Below are 17,200 nucleotides of genomic sequence, written 5' to 3'. Positions count from 1 at the left end.
CTAACAAATCAGGCTGCAGTGTGAAAGGTACGAGTCCTGCTGATGTTGGCAATACTGTTAAGCCATACTGTTTTGCAACGTCATAAGCAAACGGGGTTGCGCCACCATTGGGGATAGATAAGCCGCCCGTGGCGATAACAACGGACTGTGCCTGTATCTTGCCTTCTGTTGTATTGAGTTGGTAACCCTCTGCTTGCTTCAGCACTTGGTTAACGATCACTTCTTTATGAATCTCAACGCCAGCCCATTCACACTCGGTGAGCAGTACGCGGAGTATTTCCTTACTGCTGTCATCGCAGAAAAGCTGCCCTAGCGTTTTCTCGTGATAGTCGACGCCGTGGCGCTCGACGAGCTCAACAAAATCGCGCACAGAATAACGACTTAACGCTGATTTACAAAAGTGCGGGTTTTCTGACACAAAGTTTTCAGCCGTATTATGTAAATTGGTAAAATTACTGCGCCCGCCTCCGGACATCAGAATTTTACGGCCTACTTTATTGGTGTGCTCGATCACCAGTACTGATCTGCTACGGTAACCTGCGGTAGCCGCACACATTAAGCCGGATGCACCGGCTCCAATAATAACTACATCGTATTTCACTAACGCAGAGTCTCTTTATAGAACGGCTGAATGTTATGAGTCAGCCTGTTTGTTTTCGTTTTCGTTTTCTTTGGCTTTGGCATTTGCGCGAATTTTATCAGCTAAGCGCCCTCCTTTAGAGGATTGCACTTTTGCCGCCTGATCTTTTTCTTCCTGCTTCTTATCTAATTCTTTCTGATAGACAGACTTCTTTTTCTTTTTCTGTTCAAGTGCTTTCTTTTTAAGGCTTTCGCGACTGGTTGGGTCTAACAAAAGCTCTTCTTTAGTGGGTTTATCTGACTCGAGTGTGAGAAATTGGCCCACAAAACTGCGTTGTTTCTTTTTACGCGTCATCTTTATTGTCTCTATTCTCGTAATAATTCTGATTTATTCGTGCTTTTTCTGCGGCATCGGCTTCAAGCTGTAATTGCGCGGCTTCTGCTTCCAGTAACAGACGCTCGGCTTCAGCTTGTTTAAATAACCACTCTTCTACTGTTTCAAACGTAATCGGCCCCAGCTTTCCTGCACGCATATCATGTAAGAGCACTTCTGACGCCTTATGCCGATCGACGACACCGCCCGGGCGTAATCCACCACGCTTGCGACCAATGTCATCCAATAGTTCGTCACTGCCTATAGGTAGCTCTTTAAGCTTGTAACGCTCAAGCAGCTGTTTCGGGTATTGAGTTAACATGAACTGCGCCGCAAAAAGGGCTACCAGTTCATATTCAATCGCGGTATCACGAATCGCACCACTGGCGGCCAGGCGGTAACCCGATTCCTGATCCTCAATTTTAGGCCAAAGAAATCCCGGTGTGTCCGAGAGTGCCATTCCATTTTTTAATGTATATCTTTGCTGGTTTTTAGTAACCGCGGGTTCATTGCCCACTTTGGCAATTTTCCGTCCCAGCAAGGCGTTAATCAAAGTCGATTTACCGACGTTAGGAATTCCCATGATCATAACGCGAACAGGCCTTTCCTTACTGGCACGTCCTGGCACCATACGTTTACACATATCCGGAATGCCGGCGATCAGCTTTTTCTGTGCCTGATCCAGACTGATAGCCTGTATATTTTCCTGACTATTAAAGTACTCAAGCCATTGTGCTGTTTTTACAGGATCAGCAAGATCACTTTTGTTGAGTATTTTTAAGACGGGCTTACCTTTACGCAGAGAGTTAACTAACGGGTTCTCACTCGACAGCGGCAAGCGCGCATCCAACACCTCTATCACGGCATCTATTTCGTCCATGACTTTGGCAATTTCCTTGCGGGCTTTGTGCATGTGGCCTGGAAACCAGTTGATCGTCATCGTACTCTCCTTATCAGTAAGTCGTATTATACCGATCAAGACCAATGACGCAGTGTAATAACTGGATTAATTTTTTGGTAAATAAGCAAATGTGCAACTAAACTGAATTTAAATTCATATGCAGGAAAGCAAATCAATGAACGACGCCTCTTTAGGTAGCCAGTTAGGCAGTCAAGTCTTAATGGCGCGCCAGCCGATTTTTGACCGCCAACAGCGTGTTGTCGCTTATGAAATATTGTATCGGACTGAGAATGAAACCGAAGGAGCCGTCTTTTATGGAGGTTCACAAGCTACCAGTGAAGTGCTTCTTAACGAATATACCTCTATATGCGATGCTGGAGAGATAAAGCGTGTTCCGGCCTTCCTCAACCTGACCTATGACATCGTAGTTGAAGGGAATATTCCGGATCTTCCGAAGAAGCAAATCGTACTCGAGCTACTGGAAGACGCTACGATTGATGAGGCTTTTATCAACGGTGTGAGGAATCTGGTTGATCAGGGTTATCGCATCGCCTTAGATGATTTTGTATACGGTCCTGAGTATATTCCATTACTGGAGTTGGCGCAGATTGTAAAAATTGATGTACTTGCGCACACGCATGAAGAGTTGGTTGAACTAATTAAAATCATTAAGCCTTATAAAGTCTCTCTGCTAGCCGAAAAAATTGAAACACATGAAATGCTGGAAGCCTGCATTGGGATGGGCTTTAAATTATTCCAGGGTTACTTTCTGTCTCGTCCCAAGCTTATTAAAGGCCGTAAAATAAGCACAGGTCAAATTGCACTGTTGCAGTTAATGCAAGCGTTACAGAATCCTAATGTAAAACCAGAAGTACTTGAAAAGCTGATTATTACAGACCCGGTACTGACTTATAAATTGTTACGCATTGTTAACTCATCAGCCTACTCGTTAGTGCGGAAAGTTGAGTCGATTTCAGAAGCGATCGTTATGTTAGGTATTCCGCAAATAAAAAAATGGACTACGCTCATCGCCATGTCGACCAATGCAGACAAACCTGAAGAGCTTTCCAGGGCACTGCTTATTCGCGGACGCATGTCTGAAAACGTCGCAGAACATCAAAAGAAAATTAATGCTTCCAGTTATTTTATGTCAGGCATGATGTCTGGGTTGCACGCACTGCTTGATATCGAAAGAGATAAAATGCTTGAGCAGGTTCCACTGGGGGATGAGATTAAAGCCGCCATCTGTGACGGAAGCGGCGATATAGGCATGGTACTGAATAATGTTATTAACTATGAAGCAGGTAATTGGGACTTACTGCCCGAAGATTTTGACGGAGAAATCTACGAGCAGTCCTATCGTGAAGCGATGCAGTGGACTAAGGAAGCCATGCAGGCGATGACAGAAAATTAATTACGCACCCGGCTGTAAGTCCGGGTGTGCTTTCGCAACTGCCTCTATTTCAAGACAGCGTGCATTAATAGCCTTAATTAATGGATAGTTGGTCATATCCACGTCAAAACGATTGGCATTAAAGACCTGCGGAACCAAACAAATATCAGCAATGGTTACCTGTTCGGCACAGCAAAATGCGCTGGGCGTCGTGCGTTTCTGCAGTTTTGCTTCCAGCGCACTGAAAGTTGTATGTATCCAGTGGTGATACCACTGCATTTTTTTCTCTGCATCGACGCCCATCTCACCCACCAGATATTGCAGTACGCGTAAATTATTGACCGGGTGTATATCACAGGCAATCGCCAGCGCAAATGCTCTCTGGTTTGCGCGTTCTGGCGGCGTACCAGGCAATAATGAATAAGTCTCTGGGTAAGCTTCATCAAGATACTCACATATAGCCAGTGATTGGCTTAGCTGCATACCGTTATCTTCTAATACAGGCACCAGCGCCTGTTCATTTCGCTGCATATGGGCATCTTCACGATGCTCACCACTGACAAGATTCACCGCGCGTTGCTCGTATGCTAAGTTTTTTAAATTCAGCGCTATACGCACACGGTAGGCGGCAGATGAGCGGCAGTAATCGTAAAGAATCATAGTATTTCCTTTGTCATTCTTAATTTGTAAGAGTACGAAAAACATTAAAACCCGGCATTAAGCCGGGTGGATATCGTCAAGTAAATACGGACCAGCAAAAAAAGGCTTAGCTGATATGTTCGCGGGCAATTTTCATGGCTTCTTCTAATACACTCTGATCACCAATATGGTTACTCAATAATAATATCAGGCGTGCATTTACATCGGCGCTTTGTTCTTCAGAGAGATCACGGTGCATATCCGTTAATACCTGATAAAAATCATCTGGGCATGGCAGGTTAGCTTCTGTATTTAATGTGCTCATTGTTCATATTCTCCTGAATGCTTGTCTAATTAGTTGCCCAGTGCTTTATCTAAAGCGGCGATGACGGTTTGCTGATCGAACTGACGCATCCTTGCTGTCACTAATTGATCAGGACGCAGCAGATAAAATGTACCTGATTCAGCATCCAGCCTTTCGGAAACGGCACCGACTTTATCAATCAGTAACTCGACACCCTCGGGCAGATCAAGATCCATTTCATGACGAGCCACAATGTAGGTTTTAACCGGCACATTCAGAGCGGCCAACGTAGTCAACTGCTGCAGAGTTTCAGGGGTTAGATCCTGACGTTTTTCGACAAACAACAACCCATTAAAAGTATTACCCAAGCAGGTCAGTAAAAAGTCATCCTGTCCATTACGCACCACCGGACCATCGGTACATGGGGCGCCCGGAACGACCTTACAAGCAAACTTGCTGCTATCAGCAGTATTCAAAGGAGACTCTGTCAGGATGGGCGGTACTGATAAACGACCACTGTTGACGAGTGGGCGTGCAAAATTGTAGTTCTTGGCAAGCTTAAGTACAGCGTCACGAAATACACGGCTTATCTTGCTTTTAGGTGTAATAAAGTCAGTACTACGCGTTGAGTTAAGAATATTCTCATCTGCCGCAAAAGATCGCTCTGTGGAATAGCTATCCAGTAACGCTGCCGGCGCACGCTTTTCCAGTACCAGCTTTATTTTCCAGGCAAGGTTATCGATATCCTCAATACCTGAATTGGCACCGCGGGCACCGAATGGAGAGACCTGATGGGCGGCATCACCGGCGAAGAAGATCCGGCCTTTACGAAACTCTTTCATACGACGACAGGTAAAAGTATAAACAGAAGCCCATTCCAGCTCAAACTCAACATCTTCACCTAAAAAGGCTCTGACACGTGGAATGATATTTTCTGCCTTCTTCTCTTGTTCAGGGTCAGCATCCCAGCCTAAATCAAAATCGATACGCCAGACATTATCCGCCTGGCGATGTAACAACGTGGACTGGCCATCATGGAAAGGCGGATTAAACCAGAACCAGCGCTCAGGAGGAAAGTTCTTCGGATCCATTACTACATCAGCAATCAGAAAGCGGTCATGAAAAACCTGCCCTTTTGATTCAAGACCACACATAGCGCGTACTTTAGAGTTAGCGCCATCGCACGCGATAACGTAATCCGCCTGGATCTGATACTCACCCTCGGGTGTTGCTATTGTCAGAGTAACGACATCATTCTCTTCGACAACGTTAACCACTTTATTTTTCCAACGCAGGTCAGCATTTTCTAGCGTGCTGAGACGGTCAACGTAATACTCTTCCATATAGTACTGCTGAAGGTTAATAAAGCCAGGGCGACGATGATGTTCTTCTGGGAGCATATTAAAGCTATAAATCTGCTCTTCGCCTAAAAAAACTTTACCAATATTCCAGGTAACACCTTTATCTACCAGGCGCTGGCCTACGCCAAGGCGATCAGAAATATCCAAAAAGCGTTTCGCATAACAAACCGCGCGGGAACCCACGCTGACGGTGTTGTTATCATCAAGAATGATTACCGGAACATTATTTTGTGCCAGGTCGATTCCAGCAGCCAGGCCCATCGGGCCGGCACCGACAACAACCACCGGATGTTTTACAGGGATCCGTGCATCCTGATCAGGTGAGCGGACATAATTAAATTCTTGAAAAGTGTAGGTATTCAGCATTACATGGCTCTCGTTTTATGTTCTCAGGTTACATAGCGAACAGCGCTCTTATAAAACTAACGATACCTGAAACATTTGCGATGATAATTAGCTCAGTACGAATAAGATTATTTCTAAAAAAGAAACAAAAGCCGGCTAAACCAAAGATTTGCAGAACCAATCTTGCCTTTATGTCAACAATTGAGACGCTGACTACCCTGCCCAGAGATCCTCTTTATGATTACGCTCCAGCCATTCCCTAAAAAAATCGATGAAAGCGCTGACTTTTGGTGAGGTATATTTACGATCAGGATAGATGGCAAAAATCGACAGATATTCAGGCGGACAGTCTGGAAATACCTTTACCAGGTCGCCAGACTTAACAAAGCGTGCAATGACAAAATCCGCTAAATTTGCTATGCCGCGATGCTGTAAAACTGACTCCCTGACCACCAGACTATTGTTAGCTTTAAGATCACCACTGACTTGAACGGAGTAGCGTTTAGCGTTTTTTTCCAGCGTCCATTGGTTCGCATTGGCGGCATACACAAACACCAGACAATTATGCGCCTTCAACGCTTCTGCCGTTTCAGGCTGGCCATGTTTCTCAAGGTAATGCGGGGTCGCGCAGATATACATAGGGATTTTGGATATCTCACGTGCAATCATGCTCGAATCAGGTAATTGAGGATCGGCGATACGAATAGCCATATCAAAACCGTCACGAATCAGATCCGGTGCCCGGTCATCAAGGGTAATATCCACCTGTACATCCGGATAGTTTTCCATAAACTCAGGAATAGCTTTAGATAACTGTATCTGACCAAAAGTCATATTACAGATGATTCTTAATACGCCTCGCGGCTTCCCTTGCAACTGAGAGACCAGATTGTCTGCTTCCTCTACTTCTTCCAGAATCGTTTGGCATTTTTCGTAATAAGCAGCCCCGACATCGGTAACAAATAAACGCCGCGTCGTTCTTTGTAAAAGCTTTGCGCCGACATGCTGTTCCAGCTGAGAAACTTGTTTGCTGACAGAGGAGCTTGAAATTCCCATTTCTGCAGCGGCCATAGAGAAGCTTTTAAGATCTACGACGCGAACAAAAACACCCATAGCAGAAAAAACATCCATTAAATTACCTCAAAACATGGTGGGTATACATAAGATGAAGCTAACAAGTGTCCTGGTAAGTTACAAGTCTTTGATTTAATGGATAGGAAACGAAAAAGGCACCCTATAAGAGGGTGCCCTGAAATGCCAGAAACAAAAGCTGGCAATTAATCCTGTAGTTTATCCCATACTTCCTGATCACGCTCATCTGTCCAGATGCGTGGCCAGTCAATACCGTCAAACTCATCCCACAGGCGCTGCACATCAAATGGCAGGCAGTGTTCAAAGATAGGCCACATACCAAACTTAGGACCTAAGTGATCACGTGTGGATTCAAACGCTTCTTTTACGCTACCGCCACGTTTATGAACTTCACCGACTTTCTCGATCATGCCTGTTAGGAAGCCACGCGTTTGTTCGATGGCTGCATCAACATCAGCACGACCTCGCACAACAGCACCACGGCCGCCGACAAGTATTTCTGCTTCATATTTTTTAACTTTGTCCAATGTATCGGTTGACCAGTCAAAGTGAAAAGCATCACCGGTATACAGCGCAGCGGCCGCTTCGACTAAGTCTCCTGCAAACAGTACTTTCTGCTTCGGAATCCAGGCAACGATGTCACCGGCTGTATGGCCACGACCGCAGTATTCGAGTACCAGATTACCACGATCACCACCTAGCGGAATTTCCATACGATCATTGAAAACAAGATCAGGATGCGTCAAACCAGGAATACCTTCCGGCTCACGGAACAGGCGAGGCATACGACCAAATTCACTCGCCCAATCCTGCATACCACGCTCTTCAATTAAGAACTTAGTATTTTCATGCGCAATGATAGATTCTGCATTATAGGCAGAAGCACCTAATACACGAACTGCATGGTAATGAGATAACACCAGATACTTAACAGGCTTGTCTGTATGTTCACGTAATTTTTCTAACCAGTCATTGGCAGCTTTTGGTGTTGCGCGTGCTTCAAAAGCAACAATGAAGTCTTCACCTTCAACCGCACAAATGTTTGGATCGCCTTCAGCAGTTAATGCATAAATACCATCACCCAGGATTTCCAATGTTTCGGTTTTTACACCGAGGTCCGCAGAGGACGCAAAAGACTTCTTCGTCATATTTTTTACCTATCTTTGTACTGGTTTTTTACAATAGTTTTAGTACTGGTTTGTTTACTACCGTAAATTTTGATTTTGTCATTAATTCAGTGGGTAAATGGACTTACAAAAATAAGCACATCCCTTTAACCCAGTCGATTTTTACTAAGATACCTAATTCATTCTTTCTCAATAAGTACCTTAAATGAAGAATATTATTTCCAAATAAGAAACAAAATAAACTGTCACTTTTTAAAAAAGAGCACTTTTATGGCAGCTCTTTTATGGCAGATCTTTTATGACAGTAATGAATATTATTCAGCGGCTTATTTTAAAGGGATAACCAAAACTGGTTTTTGAGTATGATGCATCACGCGGTTCGCGGTAGAACCCAACAGGAACTGCCCTACTGAGGAATGCGTCCGGGTTCCCATGACGATAAGGTCGGCACCAATCTCATTTGCTACTTTAAGAATCACCCGGTCCGGAACCCCCTCTTCTACACGCGGAATAATTTGCCCTTCCTTCATGGCTTCATTCGCATCCAGTTCGGTTTCGCAAAAACGCTCTATGCGTGATATCAGTTTATTTTTAAGATTTATAACACTGCTATCATGCATCTCATTTAAGTCTGCATCATTCATCATGGTTTTAAGAATACTTCGGGCTGTCGCGCTTAAAGGTTCAATCACATGCAGGAAGGTAATGGTTGCATCATAGTGGCCGGCCATACTGACCGCCGCCCGGAATGCTGGACGAGATCCCTCTTCGATATCAGAGGCATAAAGAATAGTTTTAACATCAGGTAACATAATGGCACCTCGTTTTTTAGATGCTGACGCATAATTGGAATAGAGTAAAAAGGGTGCAAAAGCACCCTTGTATTGTCGTTATCGATAGAGCAGCTCAGGTAGGTAGAGCGATATGGGTGCGACCAGTGTAATCAGTATCAAGCGTAGAATATCCACACACCAGAATGGTGTTACACCTTTAAATATCGTACTGGCTTTTACATCACGCAGCACGGCACTCAACACGAAGACGTTCATACCTACGGGCGGTGTGATCAGACTAATCTCTGTTACTACCACCACTACAATGCCAAACCATACCAAATCGAACCCAAGGCTCTGCACCAACGGGAAGAAGATCGGAACTGTCAGCAGCAGCATTGATAAACTCTCAAATACCATGCCCAAAACTACATAGATCATCAGGATAACCACGATAACCATCATCGGCGGCACATCCAGCCCTGAGACAAATGTCAGCATATCTGCAGGCAAACCTGCGCGGTTAATGAAGTTAGAGAAGATCAAGGCACCGATAACGACGGAAAACAGCATGGCTGTGGTACGTGCCGTATCGGTGAGAATGTCATACAAACTGCCAAACGTGAGAGATTTACGATAGAGAGCAATCGCAAAAGCACCACCGGCGCCCACACCCGCCGCTTCTGTCGGCGTAAATACACCCAGATAGATCCCACCCATAACAACGGCGAAAAGTATCAGCACGCCCCACACGCCATTCAGGGCTTCAAGGCGCTCTTTCCAGGTAAACTTCTCGCCGCATGGGCCATTTTCAGGCTTACGCCAAACGACATAGCGTACCGCAAAAAGATAGAACACAATGCCCAGCATCCCCGGTATAAAACCGGCGGCAAATAATTCACGAATACTGGTTTCTGTTAGTAGTCCGTAAATAACCAGAATGACACTCGGCGGTATCAAAATACCTAAGGTGCCACCCGCCGCAATAGAGGCGGTAGCCAGAGAGTCAGCATATCCGTATTTACGCATCGGAGGCATCGCCACCTTTGCCATGGTAGCTGATGTGGCCAGGCTGGAACCGCAAATAGCTGAAAAGCCACCGCATGCCACAACCGTTGCCATGGCTAAGCCACCTTTACGATGACCTAAGAAGGCATATGAAGCCCGGTATAACTCCTGGGAAAGCCCTGATTTTGTGACAAAGTTTCCCATCAAAATAAATAAAGGTATTACTGACAGGCTATAATCCTGAGCCGTATCAACAATCCGCTTAGCCGCCATACTGAGAGACGGTGTCCAATTAAAGTCTGAAATATTGCTAAAGCTAAGCCCCTGCACATAAGCAAAGCCAAGGAAGCCAACGATACCCATTGAAAAAGCGATAGGAACGCGAACGACAACGATAAGAATCAGCAAAACCGCAAAACCGTATAACGCAGTTTCCATACGAAAGATACCTATAACGTTAAAGGTGAATGAAAGGGAAAGTTAGTCACGATCCTGAGTGAGGATATGGTAGATACCATAGGTCATCATTAGCGCAGCCGTTGCCCAGCTCATAAAAGCGATGTACTGAACGATCAAACCAACCGGAATTTCTAATAAGTCGGTAACCTCTCCACGCCTTAAAGAACGATCTGCAAACTCAAAAATTCTTACGCCTACGTAATACAATGATCCGGACATGAGCAAGGCAGAGAGCAACGTGAGTGCTTTAACCACCGTATTACTCCAGAAAGTATCCAGAATATCGACCACAACATGACCGCCGCGCCATGTAACAATAGGCATCTCTGCAAAGACCAGAATAGCGATACCAATCTCCGTCAACTCCGTTGCTCCATCAACAGAATTATCGAAGAAAAATCGACCAAATACATCAGCACACGTCAGCATCATCAGGAAAAACAATGTAAGAGCAGCCACTAATTCAAGAGCAAAGGCCAGCCATTGGACTGGCCCTTTCTCGTCATAGTGCGCTGTTAGCCAGGCACTAAATCCCATTGCAATACTCCTTACTTAGCGTAGCTTTGGGCAATAGAGCGCATCTCTTCCAGCGCTGCTTTAGCATCAACATCACGGTCAGCAACACTTTCTAACCACTCTTCATCCATGCCTTTTACCAGCTCACGAAATTCTATAGCCATTGCACCATCAGCGGTTACTTCCGTTACTGCTACACCATCTTCTTTTGCAGCCTCTACACCTTCTATATCAGCGGCATCCCATGCAGCACCGGCCATTGCGGAGAGCTTTTCACCGGAGACAGAGATAATCGCTTCACGATCTTTTTCGCTCAACCCTGCCATGAAGTCTGGATTGATAAACATAGCAAAGCTTCCCAGGTACATACCGCCTGGCAACATCACTACATGTTTTGCGACTTCTTTCAGACGTTGCGACTTCTGCTCACCCATTGGGATAAACACCCCGTCAATAACGCCCTGCTGCATCATTTCATATACTTTTGTAGCCGGTGCGCCAACGGCGGTAACACCCATACGCTCACCCAATACGCCCTGAACACCACCACCTAAACGGATTTTTTTAGATTCAAGGTCTTTCAGGCTGGTAACCGGACTCGTCGTATGAATCTGGCCTGGTCCATGAGTAAACAACGCCAACAGGTCGAGGCCGTCATGCTCATTAGCTTCTGCGAAGTATTTATTATGAACACGCCAGTGAGCAACAGACGCCGCTTCAGCATTCGCTCCCAGCAATGGCTGTTCAATACCCTGCGTTAGTTTAAAACGCCCCGGCACATAACCATGGTAACTAAAGCTTGCATCAACGGCGCCATCTTCGACTAATTCAAACATGGTTTTTGGGTGACCAATGTCATACTCCATCTCAACCGTGACGCGGCCTTCTGTCGCCTCTTCAACCCATTTTGCCCATGTAGGCCAAACGACAGCATTTTGCGCATGTGTTGGCGGTAGCCAGCTACCCACACGCAAAACGGTATCGGACATCGCAGCAGTAGAAAGTGACATACCCAGTGTTACTGCACCGGCGACTTTAAGGAAGTTTCTTCTTATCATTGGTTTGCTCTCCTGGCTCAAGTGATCGCTTTTTTTAGTAAGCGAATTATTTTTATATTTAGCTTTTATTATTAGTATCTTTGTTAAGAAGCCTTTCATCAGGGTTATTTCCAGCACTTACATTCGCTACAAACATCGCAACAAAAAGATATTTCTTGTATCAAGTATTCACAGTTATCAGACCATAAAATTGATATTCTTCAAAAGATACCTGATTTTTCTAAGGGAATAACCTAGTGCTTTTGCAGAAGATTATTTCCTTTTTGGAAATTGTTTTTCAACTTTTCAGCCCATGTAGCGCTGTATAGCTGACATTTCACCTATTCAGACTTATCCGGATAAATTAATGCTTTCAATCCCACTAAATGACACATAAATACAATCTGTAGTAGAAAATAATGTATCACATCAGCAATGTCAATTACTGTCGCTCTAGTCAATTGGGTTAACAAACACCCTTTCAGCCCGCAGCCACACTCTGTATTCAGCCCATCTGACAGTTTGACCAGGCGTTTCATCGTGATACGGAATATCAAATTATAAATACTTACGTGATATAATAATTTAATGAATAAACTCAAATGCATAGATGAACTCATTGAAGAGTTTCAAAACCAACGCCCTATTCGTGGTGGTTCACTTATCATTACTATTTATGGTGATGCAATTGCCCCTCGTGGCGGCTCTGTTTGGCTAGGCAGCCTTATTCGTCTTCTTGAGCCACTAGGGTTAAATCAAAGATTAGTGCGCACTTCTATATTTCGTTTAACAAAAGAAGGCTGGTTAACATCTAACCAAATCGGGCGACGCAGTTATTACAGCCTGACCGATTCTGGCCGTCGGCGTTTTGAAAGTGCGTTTAAAAGGATCTATGCAGAGCTCTATCCAGAATGGCACGGTAAATGGGATTTACTCATCACGACCCAACTGGATAATGAATTACGAAAAGTGCTTAAGAAAGAGTTTGAATGGCAAGGTTTTGGCAACATCGCACCTGGTGTCATGGCGCATCCGATGTCTGATATTGTTGAGATCAATAATACACTGCGAGAATATTGCGTGACCCACGAAGTCATCCATATGAAATCGGAGCTACTCGACAGTCACTCATCCGAATCACTAAAACAACTGGTTCTTGAGTGCTGGAATCTTGAGCAGTTATCAAAAGACTACCAAGCATTTCTGGATCGCTTTCGTCCCATACTACGCGTTCTTGATAGCTGCACCAGCACTGACCTGGATCCTGAACAATGCTTCATGTTAAGAACCTTGTTGATTCAACACTATCGCCGCCTGCAACTCAGAGATCCTCGCTTACCTGAAAAGTTGCTGCCTACAGACTGGGTGGGTACTTCTGCACGAGTATTATGCAGAAATATTTATCGTAAGATTTTTGTACAAGCAGAGGCATTTCTTTCTGAAACACAAGAAACGGCTGATGGAATGCTGCCAGAACCAGCCCCTCATTTTTATAAACGGTTCGGCGGTCTTTCTACTCCCTTATAACAATATTCTGATCAGGAAGTCCTTTTGTCTGATCTGTGATTTTTTATCGCCTGGATAGCCGGAGCACAAATGGTTCAAATCGCAATTATAGGTAGCGGCCCGTCTGGCTGCTATGTTGCCGACATACTCGCTAAAAAAATACCCGAGTCACAAATAGATCTTTTTGATAGGCTTCCAACACCGTTTGGACTTGTGCGTGCGGGCGTCGCTCCGGATCATTTACATACCAAAAATATTACCCGACAATTTGAGCGTATTTTGTCCCGGGAAAATATTCGTTTTATAGGTAATATCAACCTCGGAACAGATCTTAGCTACACCGAACTTAAACAGCACTATCACATTATTGTTATCGCCAGCGGCGCTCCACTGGATAACAAATTGAATATCAAGGGAGAAAACCTCAATGGCGTTTATGGCGCTGGAGAGATCAGCCGCTGGTACAACGGCCATCCTGACTCTGCTCAGCTAAACCCGCATTTTTCAAATGCAGTGGCTATTATAGGCAATGGCAACGTCGCGCTGGACATCGCACGCATACTCTCTAAACAGCACCAGCAATTGATCAATAGCGATATGCCCCAACGAGTGCTGGCACATCTTGATAGCGCTTGCATCAACGATATTTACCTTATTGGACGCCGCAGCGCAGCAGACGCCAGCTTCACCCCGGCTGAACTACAAGAACTCCTCTCGTTGCCAAACATTGCCGCCGTCATAGATTCTGAGCAAATCCCTGAGCAGTTGCCCGTGCATATAGAAGAAGGACAACGTCGTAATGCCGAAAAGAACCTATCTCTTCTCCGTGCTTTACATACATCAACAAAACCAGTAACAAAAGCATCGATTCCAGCATGGGTGGACGGTAAAACGCGTTTACACTTTATCAATTGCGCCTCAGCGGTTTCAATCAACGGCAGGAACAATCAAGTAACGACTCTGCATCTGGTGAAAAACCAGCTGGATGGCGCTTCGGCGACGCCTACTGATGAGTACATCTGTGTTAATGTCGACACGGTTATCTCTGCAATAGGATTTCAATCATTATCCATTCCAGACATTCCTTTCGATTCGGCCAAAGGGATTTTTTTACATCAACAAGGCAAAATTGAATCGGGCGTGTACGCTACGGGTTGGTGTAAACGAGGTTCGCATGGAGTGATACCCGCCAACAGGGTTGATGCTGTCAACCTTGCCAAAACGATTATTGCAGACTGGGAACATACTGTTCTGCCCCCACATAAAACAGGTTTTTCCGGTATATCTACACTGCTGGAAAACAAAAATATTAAACCTGTCAGTTATAAAGACTGGCTTGTAATAGATCAGGCTGAAATTAAGCGAGCAACACAAAGTAAACCGCGTGAAAAATTCACGTCAATTACTCAAATGCTCACCTTAGTTAATAAAAGTTAAGTGTTACACGGCCTTTGTCATCTATTTTACGATAACTCACAGAAGATCAGAATCTTATGCCTTTATCCCCCGCTGCTAACAGAATCCCACAACATACGCGTACCGTTATCTGCAAAGGTTATCGTCGTGAAGATGGTCTATGGGATATTGAAGGACATCTCGTCGATGTTAAAGATCACGATATCATTTCAAAAGAACGCAATGATGGAAAAATTCCGGCAGGTGAAGCCATTCATGACATGGCATTGCGCATTACTATTGATCTTGAGTTAAACATTGTAGACGCAGAAGCCAGTATGGACTTTACACCTTTTCAATACTGCAAAGGCATTTCTGAGGCCTATAAAAAACTGATTGGCCTGCAGATAAAACCGGGGTTTACCAAACAAACAAAAATACTTTTCAGCGGTGATAATGGCTGTACCCACTTGTTAGAATTGCTCGGGCCTATCGCCACATCTGCTTATCAGGCTACCTATCAGGAACGCGAAAAAGAAGATAACTGGACTGCCGGCAACAAACTTCCGGACGTAATGAATACTTGCCACAGCTGGAGCCAGCAAAGCCCCGTCGTGCAAAAACACTGGCCACATTTTGCTAAATTCGATGAATAAAATTCACCGCTAATTTCCTGGCTACTTTTCTGGCTACTTTCTTAGCTAATAACGGAGACTGATATGGACCGCTATTTTGATGACTTCGCAGTGGGTGATACCTTCGCCGCGCAAGGATTTACGTTAAGTGAGGGTCAGATACTGGATTATGCTCTCACCTATGATCCTCAACCCTTTCATATTGATACCCAAGCCGCTTCAGAAAGCGTTTACGGTGGACTCATCGCCAGTGGTTTTCAAACGGTTTCTCTTTGCTTTCGCATGTTGGTTCAGACGCGTATCTTCGAAACGGTAAGCATGGGTGGCCCGGGCATTGACGAGTTGCGCTTTATTGCGCCAGTCAGACCCGGAGATACTATCCGGCCGGAAATGGAAATCATTGATATGCTTCCGTCAAAGTCGAAAGCAGACAGAGGGATTTTAAGAATAAAGTGCAGAGGCTTTAACCAACATCGCAACGAAGTCATAAGCTTCATTGTTATTATGATGGGTAGAAGGAAGCTTGCTTAACTCTGCGAAAAGCCCTGTTACATATTTTCACATAGCAGCATTCAACAGGACCATCTGATCCACACAAAAGCCATTGATGTGGCGAGCATCAATAGCTTATGAGTAAACAGGCTTGCGAACAGACGGGAGGACTAGCCCTCCTCTTTAATCTGATAAAGCGGCTTCACATTAACATCAATCTCAAGACGTTTGCGGTCAGGCTCAACCGTCGTCAATGCTTCCACTTCACGCATGGTTTTCAAACTACGTACGGCCAGATCCTGATACTGGGCCGTACCCTGTGATTTCCATTGGATCTCTTTATCGGAGAGTTGGCGAATAATTTTAGCAGGAGACCCCGCCACTAAGGTACGATCAGGCACTTCAAATTTTGCTTTAACGAACGCCATCGCAGCAACGATAGATGACTCTCCAACCACCGCGCCATCCATTATCACAGCATTCATACCCACCAATGCATTCTTTTTAACAACACAACCGTGTAACACTGCGCCGTGTCCGATATGACCATCCTCTTCCACCACGGTATCGCTGTTTGGAAAGCCATGCATGACGCACGTGTCTTGTATATTCGCTCCCTCTTTAAGCACTAAGCGCCCAAAATCGCCACGCAAGCAGGCGGCAGGACCGACATAACAACGCGGTCCAATAATTACATCGCCGATGATCACAGCACTTGGATGCACATAAGCAGTAGGATCAATAACCGGCGTTACACCATCAATTTCGTATACCTTCATTCTGTTCTCCACACCCGATATTCAAAAAAATGCTTCCCTTATAAAAAGGAGTGCCTCGAAACCCGCTAGCAATCTCCTTTTTATAACGGAACTAAACAGATGAATTCCAGCATTTATTAGCCAGATCTAATTTTAGTGCATTCAGACTACGTTATCGACTACGCGTGACGGCGGCTCTGCACAACACGGAAACGATTCGCTACAAATGCCAAGTCAGACAAGCAGGCATTCGCTGCAGGGTTACAACCGGTTGCATGAAAGTCACTGTAAGCCGCACTCTGGTTAACGAATACACCGCCGGTCAGGTTGCTGCTCAGCGCTACACCGCCGTCCAGCGCGGCCTCTTCTATCTGTTCCTGAACGCTCTCGTTGGTGGTGTAACACCCCAGTGTAATCGCGCCATGCTGCTTGACGGCTTCTGTCGCCAGTGCGATCGATTCTGCCGTGCTGTCTGTTTTGACCACAAAGCTGATCGGACCAAACAGT

The 17,200-nt window shown here is 45.0% G+C and carries 18 protein-coding genes and 1 pseudogene; 5 read left to right on the top strand and 14 right to left on the bottom strand.

The window, feature by feature from the left end:
* From ABY436_RS14075 to ylqF, 3 genes are all read right to left on the bottom strand, one after another.
* A partial coding sequence (locus ABY436_RS14075; RefSeq protein WP_372739585.1) for an aminoacetone oxidase family FAD-binding enzyme occupies positions 1-556 on the bottom strand: 556 nt, incomplete at its 3' end.
* Between the two features lie 78 nt (positions 557-634).
* On the bottom strand, positions 635-934 hold the full coding sequence (locus tag ABY436_RS14070; protein WP_372739584.1) for a hypothetical protein: 300 nt from the start codon (positions 932-934) through the stop codon (positions 635-637).
* Positions 924-1,892 (bottom strand): ribosome biogenesis GTPase YlqF, encoded by a 969-nt coding sequence (gene ylqF / locus ABY436_RS14065; RefSeq protein WP_372739583.1) that lies wholly within the window; start codon positions 1,890-1,892, stop codon positions 924-926. Before ylqF ends, ABY436_RS14070 begins: the two co-directional genes overlap by 11 nt.
* A gap of 136 nt (positions 1,893-2,028) precedes the next feature.
* On the opposite strand from ylqF, the gene ABY436_RS14060 reads away from it, so the two are divergent.
* Positions 2,029-3,267: an EAL and HDOD domain-containing protein gene (locus tag ABY436_RS14060; RefSeq protein ID WP_372739582.1), complete on the top strand. Its 1,239-nt coding sequence runs from the start codon at positions 2,029-2,031 to the stop codon at positions 3,265-3,267.
* On the opposite strand, the gene maiA is transcribed toward ABY436_RS14060, so the two are convergent.
* The 9 genes from maiA to ABY436_RS14015 all read right to left on the bottom strand — a co-directional run bounded on the left by maiA (position 3,268) and on the right by ABY436_RS14015 (position 11,928).
* Complete coding sequence (maiA, locus tag ABY436_RS14055; RefSeq protein ID WP_372739581.1) at positions 3,268-3,906, bottom strand: maleylacetoacetate isomerase; 639 nt, start codon at positions 3,904-3,906, stop codon at positions 3,268-3,270.
* Positions 3,907-4,012: 106 nt separating this feature from the next.
* Positions 4,013-4,210, bottom strand: coding sequence for a DUF2783 domain-containing protein (locus tag ABY436_RS14050; protein WP_372739580.1), 198 nt, complete (start codon positions 4,208-4,210; stop codon positions 4,013-4,015).
* Between the two features lie 29 nt (positions 4,211-4,239).
* Complete coding sequence (locus ABY436_RS14045; protein WP_372739579.1) at positions 4,240-5,916, bottom strand: FAD-dependent oxidoreductase; 1,677 nt, start codon at positions 5,914-5,916, stop codon at positions 4,240-4,242.
* A 192-nt stretch (positions 5,917-6,108) separates the two neighbouring features.
* The gene (locus ABY436_RS14040; RefSeq protein WP_372739578.1) at positions 6,109-7,026 is read right to left on the bottom strand and encodes a LysR substrate-binding domain-containing protein; all 918 of its coding nucleotides are present in this window, start codon (positions 7,024-7,026) and stop codon (positions 6,109-6,111) included.
* Between the two features lie 146 nt (positions 7,027-7,172).
* Complete coding sequence (locus tag ABY436_RS14035; RefSeq protein WP_372739577.1) at positions 7,173-8,135, bottom strand: MBL fold metallo-hydrolase; 963 nt, start codon at positions 8,133-8,135, stop codon at positions 7,173-7,175.
* Between the two features lie 305 nt (positions 8,136-8,440).
* Positions 8,441-8,926: a universal stress protein gene (locus ABY436_RS14030; RefSeq protein ID WP_372739576.1), complete on the bottom strand. Its 486-nt coding sequence runs from the start codon at positions 8,924-8,926 to the stop codon at positions 8,441-8,443.
* A 78-nt stretch (positions 8,927-9,004) separates the two neighbouring features.
* Entirely contained in the window at positions 9,005-10,333 is a 1,329-nt protein-coding gene (locus ABY436_RS14025; RefSeq protein WP_372739575.1) for a TRAP transporter large permease, read from the bottom strand.
* 42 nt (positions 10,334-10,375) lie between these two features.
* The gene (locus ABY436_RS14020) at positions 10,376-10,891 is read right to left on the bottom strand and encodes a TRAP transporter small permease (protein WP_090727349.1); all 516 of its coding nucleotides are present in this window, start codon (positions 10,889-10,891) and stop codon (positions 10,376-10,378) included.
* An 11-nt stretch (positions 10,892-10,902) separates the two neighbouring features.
* Positions 10,903-11,928, bottom strand: coding sequence for a TRAP transporter substrate-binding protein (locus ABY436_RS14015; protein WP_372739574.1), 1,026 nt, complete (start codon positions 11,926-11,928; stop codon positions 10,903-10,905).
* Positions 11,929-12,495: 567 nt separating this feature from the next.
* Here ABY436_RS14015 and paaX point away from each other — a divergent pair.
* The 4 genes from paaX (at position 12,496) to ABY436_RS13995 (ending at position 15,974) form a co-directional block, all read left to right on the top strand.
* On the top strand, positions 12,496-13,434 hold the full coding sequence (gene paaX, locus ABY436_RS14010) for a phenylacetic acid degradation operon negative regulatory protein PaaX (protein ID WP_372739573.1): 939 nt from the start codon (positions 12,496-12,498) through the stop codon (positions 13,432-13,434).
* Between the two features lie 69 nt (positions 13,435-13,503).
* Positions 13,504-14,850 (top strand): FAD-dependent oxidoreductase, encoded by a 1,347-nt coding sequence (locus ABY436_RS14005; RefSeq protein WP_372739572.1) that lies wholly within the window; start codon positions 13,504-13,506, stop codon positions 14,848-14,850.
* Positions 14,851-14,906: 56 nt separating this feature from the next.
* Positions 14,907-15,464 (top strand): DUF2889 domain-containing protein, encoded by a 558-nt coding sequence (locus tag ABY436_RS14000; protein WP_372739571.1) that lies wholly within the window; start codon positions 14,907-14,909, stop codon positions 15,462-15,464.
* A gap of 63 nt (positions 15,465-15,527) precedes the next feature.
* A complete protein-coding gene (locus tag ABY436_RS13995) occupies positions 15,528-15,974 on the top strand; it encodes a MaoC family dehydratase (RefSeq protein ID WP_372739570.1) in 447 nt (148 codons plus the stop codon).
* Positions 15,975-16,105: 131 nt separating this feature from the next.
* On the opposite strand, the gene paaY is transcribed toward ABY436_RS13995, so the two are convergent.
* Both paaY and ABY436_RS13985 read right to left on the bottom strand, forming a co-directional pair.
* Positions 16,106-16,714, bottom strand: coding sequence for a phenylacetic acid degradation protein PaaY (gene paaY / locus ABY436_RS13990; protein ID WP_372739569.1), 609 nt, complete (start codon positions 16,712-16,714; stop codon positions 16,106-16,108).
* A 158-nt stretch (positions 16,715-16,872) separates the two neighbouring features.
* Positions 16,873-17,200: pseudogene (locus ABY436_RS13985) on the bottom strand (phenylacetic acid degradation protein PaaN); the annotation flags it as partial.

The organism is Neptunomonas sp. (assembly GCF_041601355.1).
Taxonomy (GTDB): Bacteria; Pseudomonadota; Gammaproteobacteria; order Pseudomonadales; family Balneatricaceae; genus Neptunomonas.
The sequence above is the reverse complement of the archived record's forward strand: the minus strand, read 5'-3'. Positions and strand labels throughout refer to the sequence as shown.

What these genes read in the sequence shown, in the direction of transcription:
- ABY436_RS14050 (WP_372739580.1), bottom strand. Translation starts at nt 4,210, where the DNA reads ATGAGCACATTAAATACAGAAGCTAACCTGCCATGCCCAGATGATTTT.
- paaX (WP_372739573.1), top strand. Translation starts at nt 12,496, where the DNA reads ATGAATAAACTCAAATGCATAGATGAACTCATTGAAGAGTTTCAAAAC.
- ABY436_RS14060 (WP_372739582.1), top strand. Translation starts at nt 2,029, where the DNA reads ATGAACGACGCCTCTTTAGGTAGCCAGTTAGGCAGTCAAGTCTTAATG.
- ABY436_RS14030 (WP_372739576.1), bottom strand. Translation starts at nt 8,926, where the DNA reads ATGTTACCTGATGTTAAAACTATTCTTTATGCCTCTGATATCGAAGAG.
- ABY436_RS14020 (WP_090727349.1), bottom strand. Translation starts at nt 10,891, where the DNA reads ATGGGATTTAGTGCCTGGCTAACAGCGCACTATGACGAGAAAGGGCCA.
- ABY436_RS14015 (WP_372739574.1), bottom strand. Translation starts at nt 11,928, where the DNA reads ATGATAAGAAGAAACTTCCTTAAAGTCGCCGGTGCAGTAACACTGGGT.
- ABY436_RS14005 (WP_372739572.1), top strand. Translation starts at nt 13,504, where the DNA reads ATGGTTCAAATCGCAATTATAGGTAGCGGCCCGTCTGGCTGCTATGTT.
- ABY436_RS14025 (WP_372739575.1), bottom strand. Translation starts at nt 10,333, where the DNA reads ATGGAAACTGCGTTATACGGTTTTGCGGTTTTGCTGATTCTTATCGTT.
- ABY436_RS13995 (WP_372739570.1), top strand. Translation starts at nt 15,528, where the DNA reads ATGGACCGCTATTTTGATGACTTCGCAGTGGGTGATACCTTCGCCGCG.
- paaY (WP_372739569.1), bottom strand. Translation starts at nt 16,714, where the DNA reads ATGAAGGTATACGAAATTGATGGTGTAACGCCGGTTATTGATCCTACT.
- ABY436_RS14070 (WP_372739584.1), bottom strand. Translation starts at nt 934, where the DNA reads ATGACGCGTAAAAAGAAACAACGCAGTTTTGTGGGCCAATTTCTCACA.
- maiA (WP_372739581.1), bottom strand. Translation starts at nt 3,906, where the DNA reads ATGATTCTTTACGATTACTGCCGCTCATCTGCCGCCTACCGTGTGCGT.
- ABY436_RS14045 (WP_372739579.1), bottom strand. Translation starts at nt 5,916, where the DNA reads ATGCTGAATACCTACACTTTTCAAGAATTTAATTATGTCCGCTCACCT.
- ABY436_RS14040 (WP_372739578.1), bottom strand. Translation starts at nt 7,026, where the DNA reads ATGGATGTTTTTTCTGCTATGGGTGTTTTTGTTCGCGTCGTAGATCTT.
- ylqF (WP_372739583.1), bottom strand. Translation starts at nt 1,892, where the DNA reads ATGACGATCAACTGGTTTCCAGGCCACATGCACAAAGCCCGCAAGGAA.
- ABY436_RS14035 (WP_372739577.1), bottom strand. Translation starts at nt 8,135, where the DNA reads ATGACGAAGAAGTCTTTTGCGTCCTCTGCGGACCTCGGTGTAAAAACC.
- ABY436_RS14000 (WP_372739571.1), top strand. Translation starts at nt 14,907, where the DNA reads ATGCCTTTATCCCCCGCTGCTAACAGAATCCCACAACATACGCGTACC.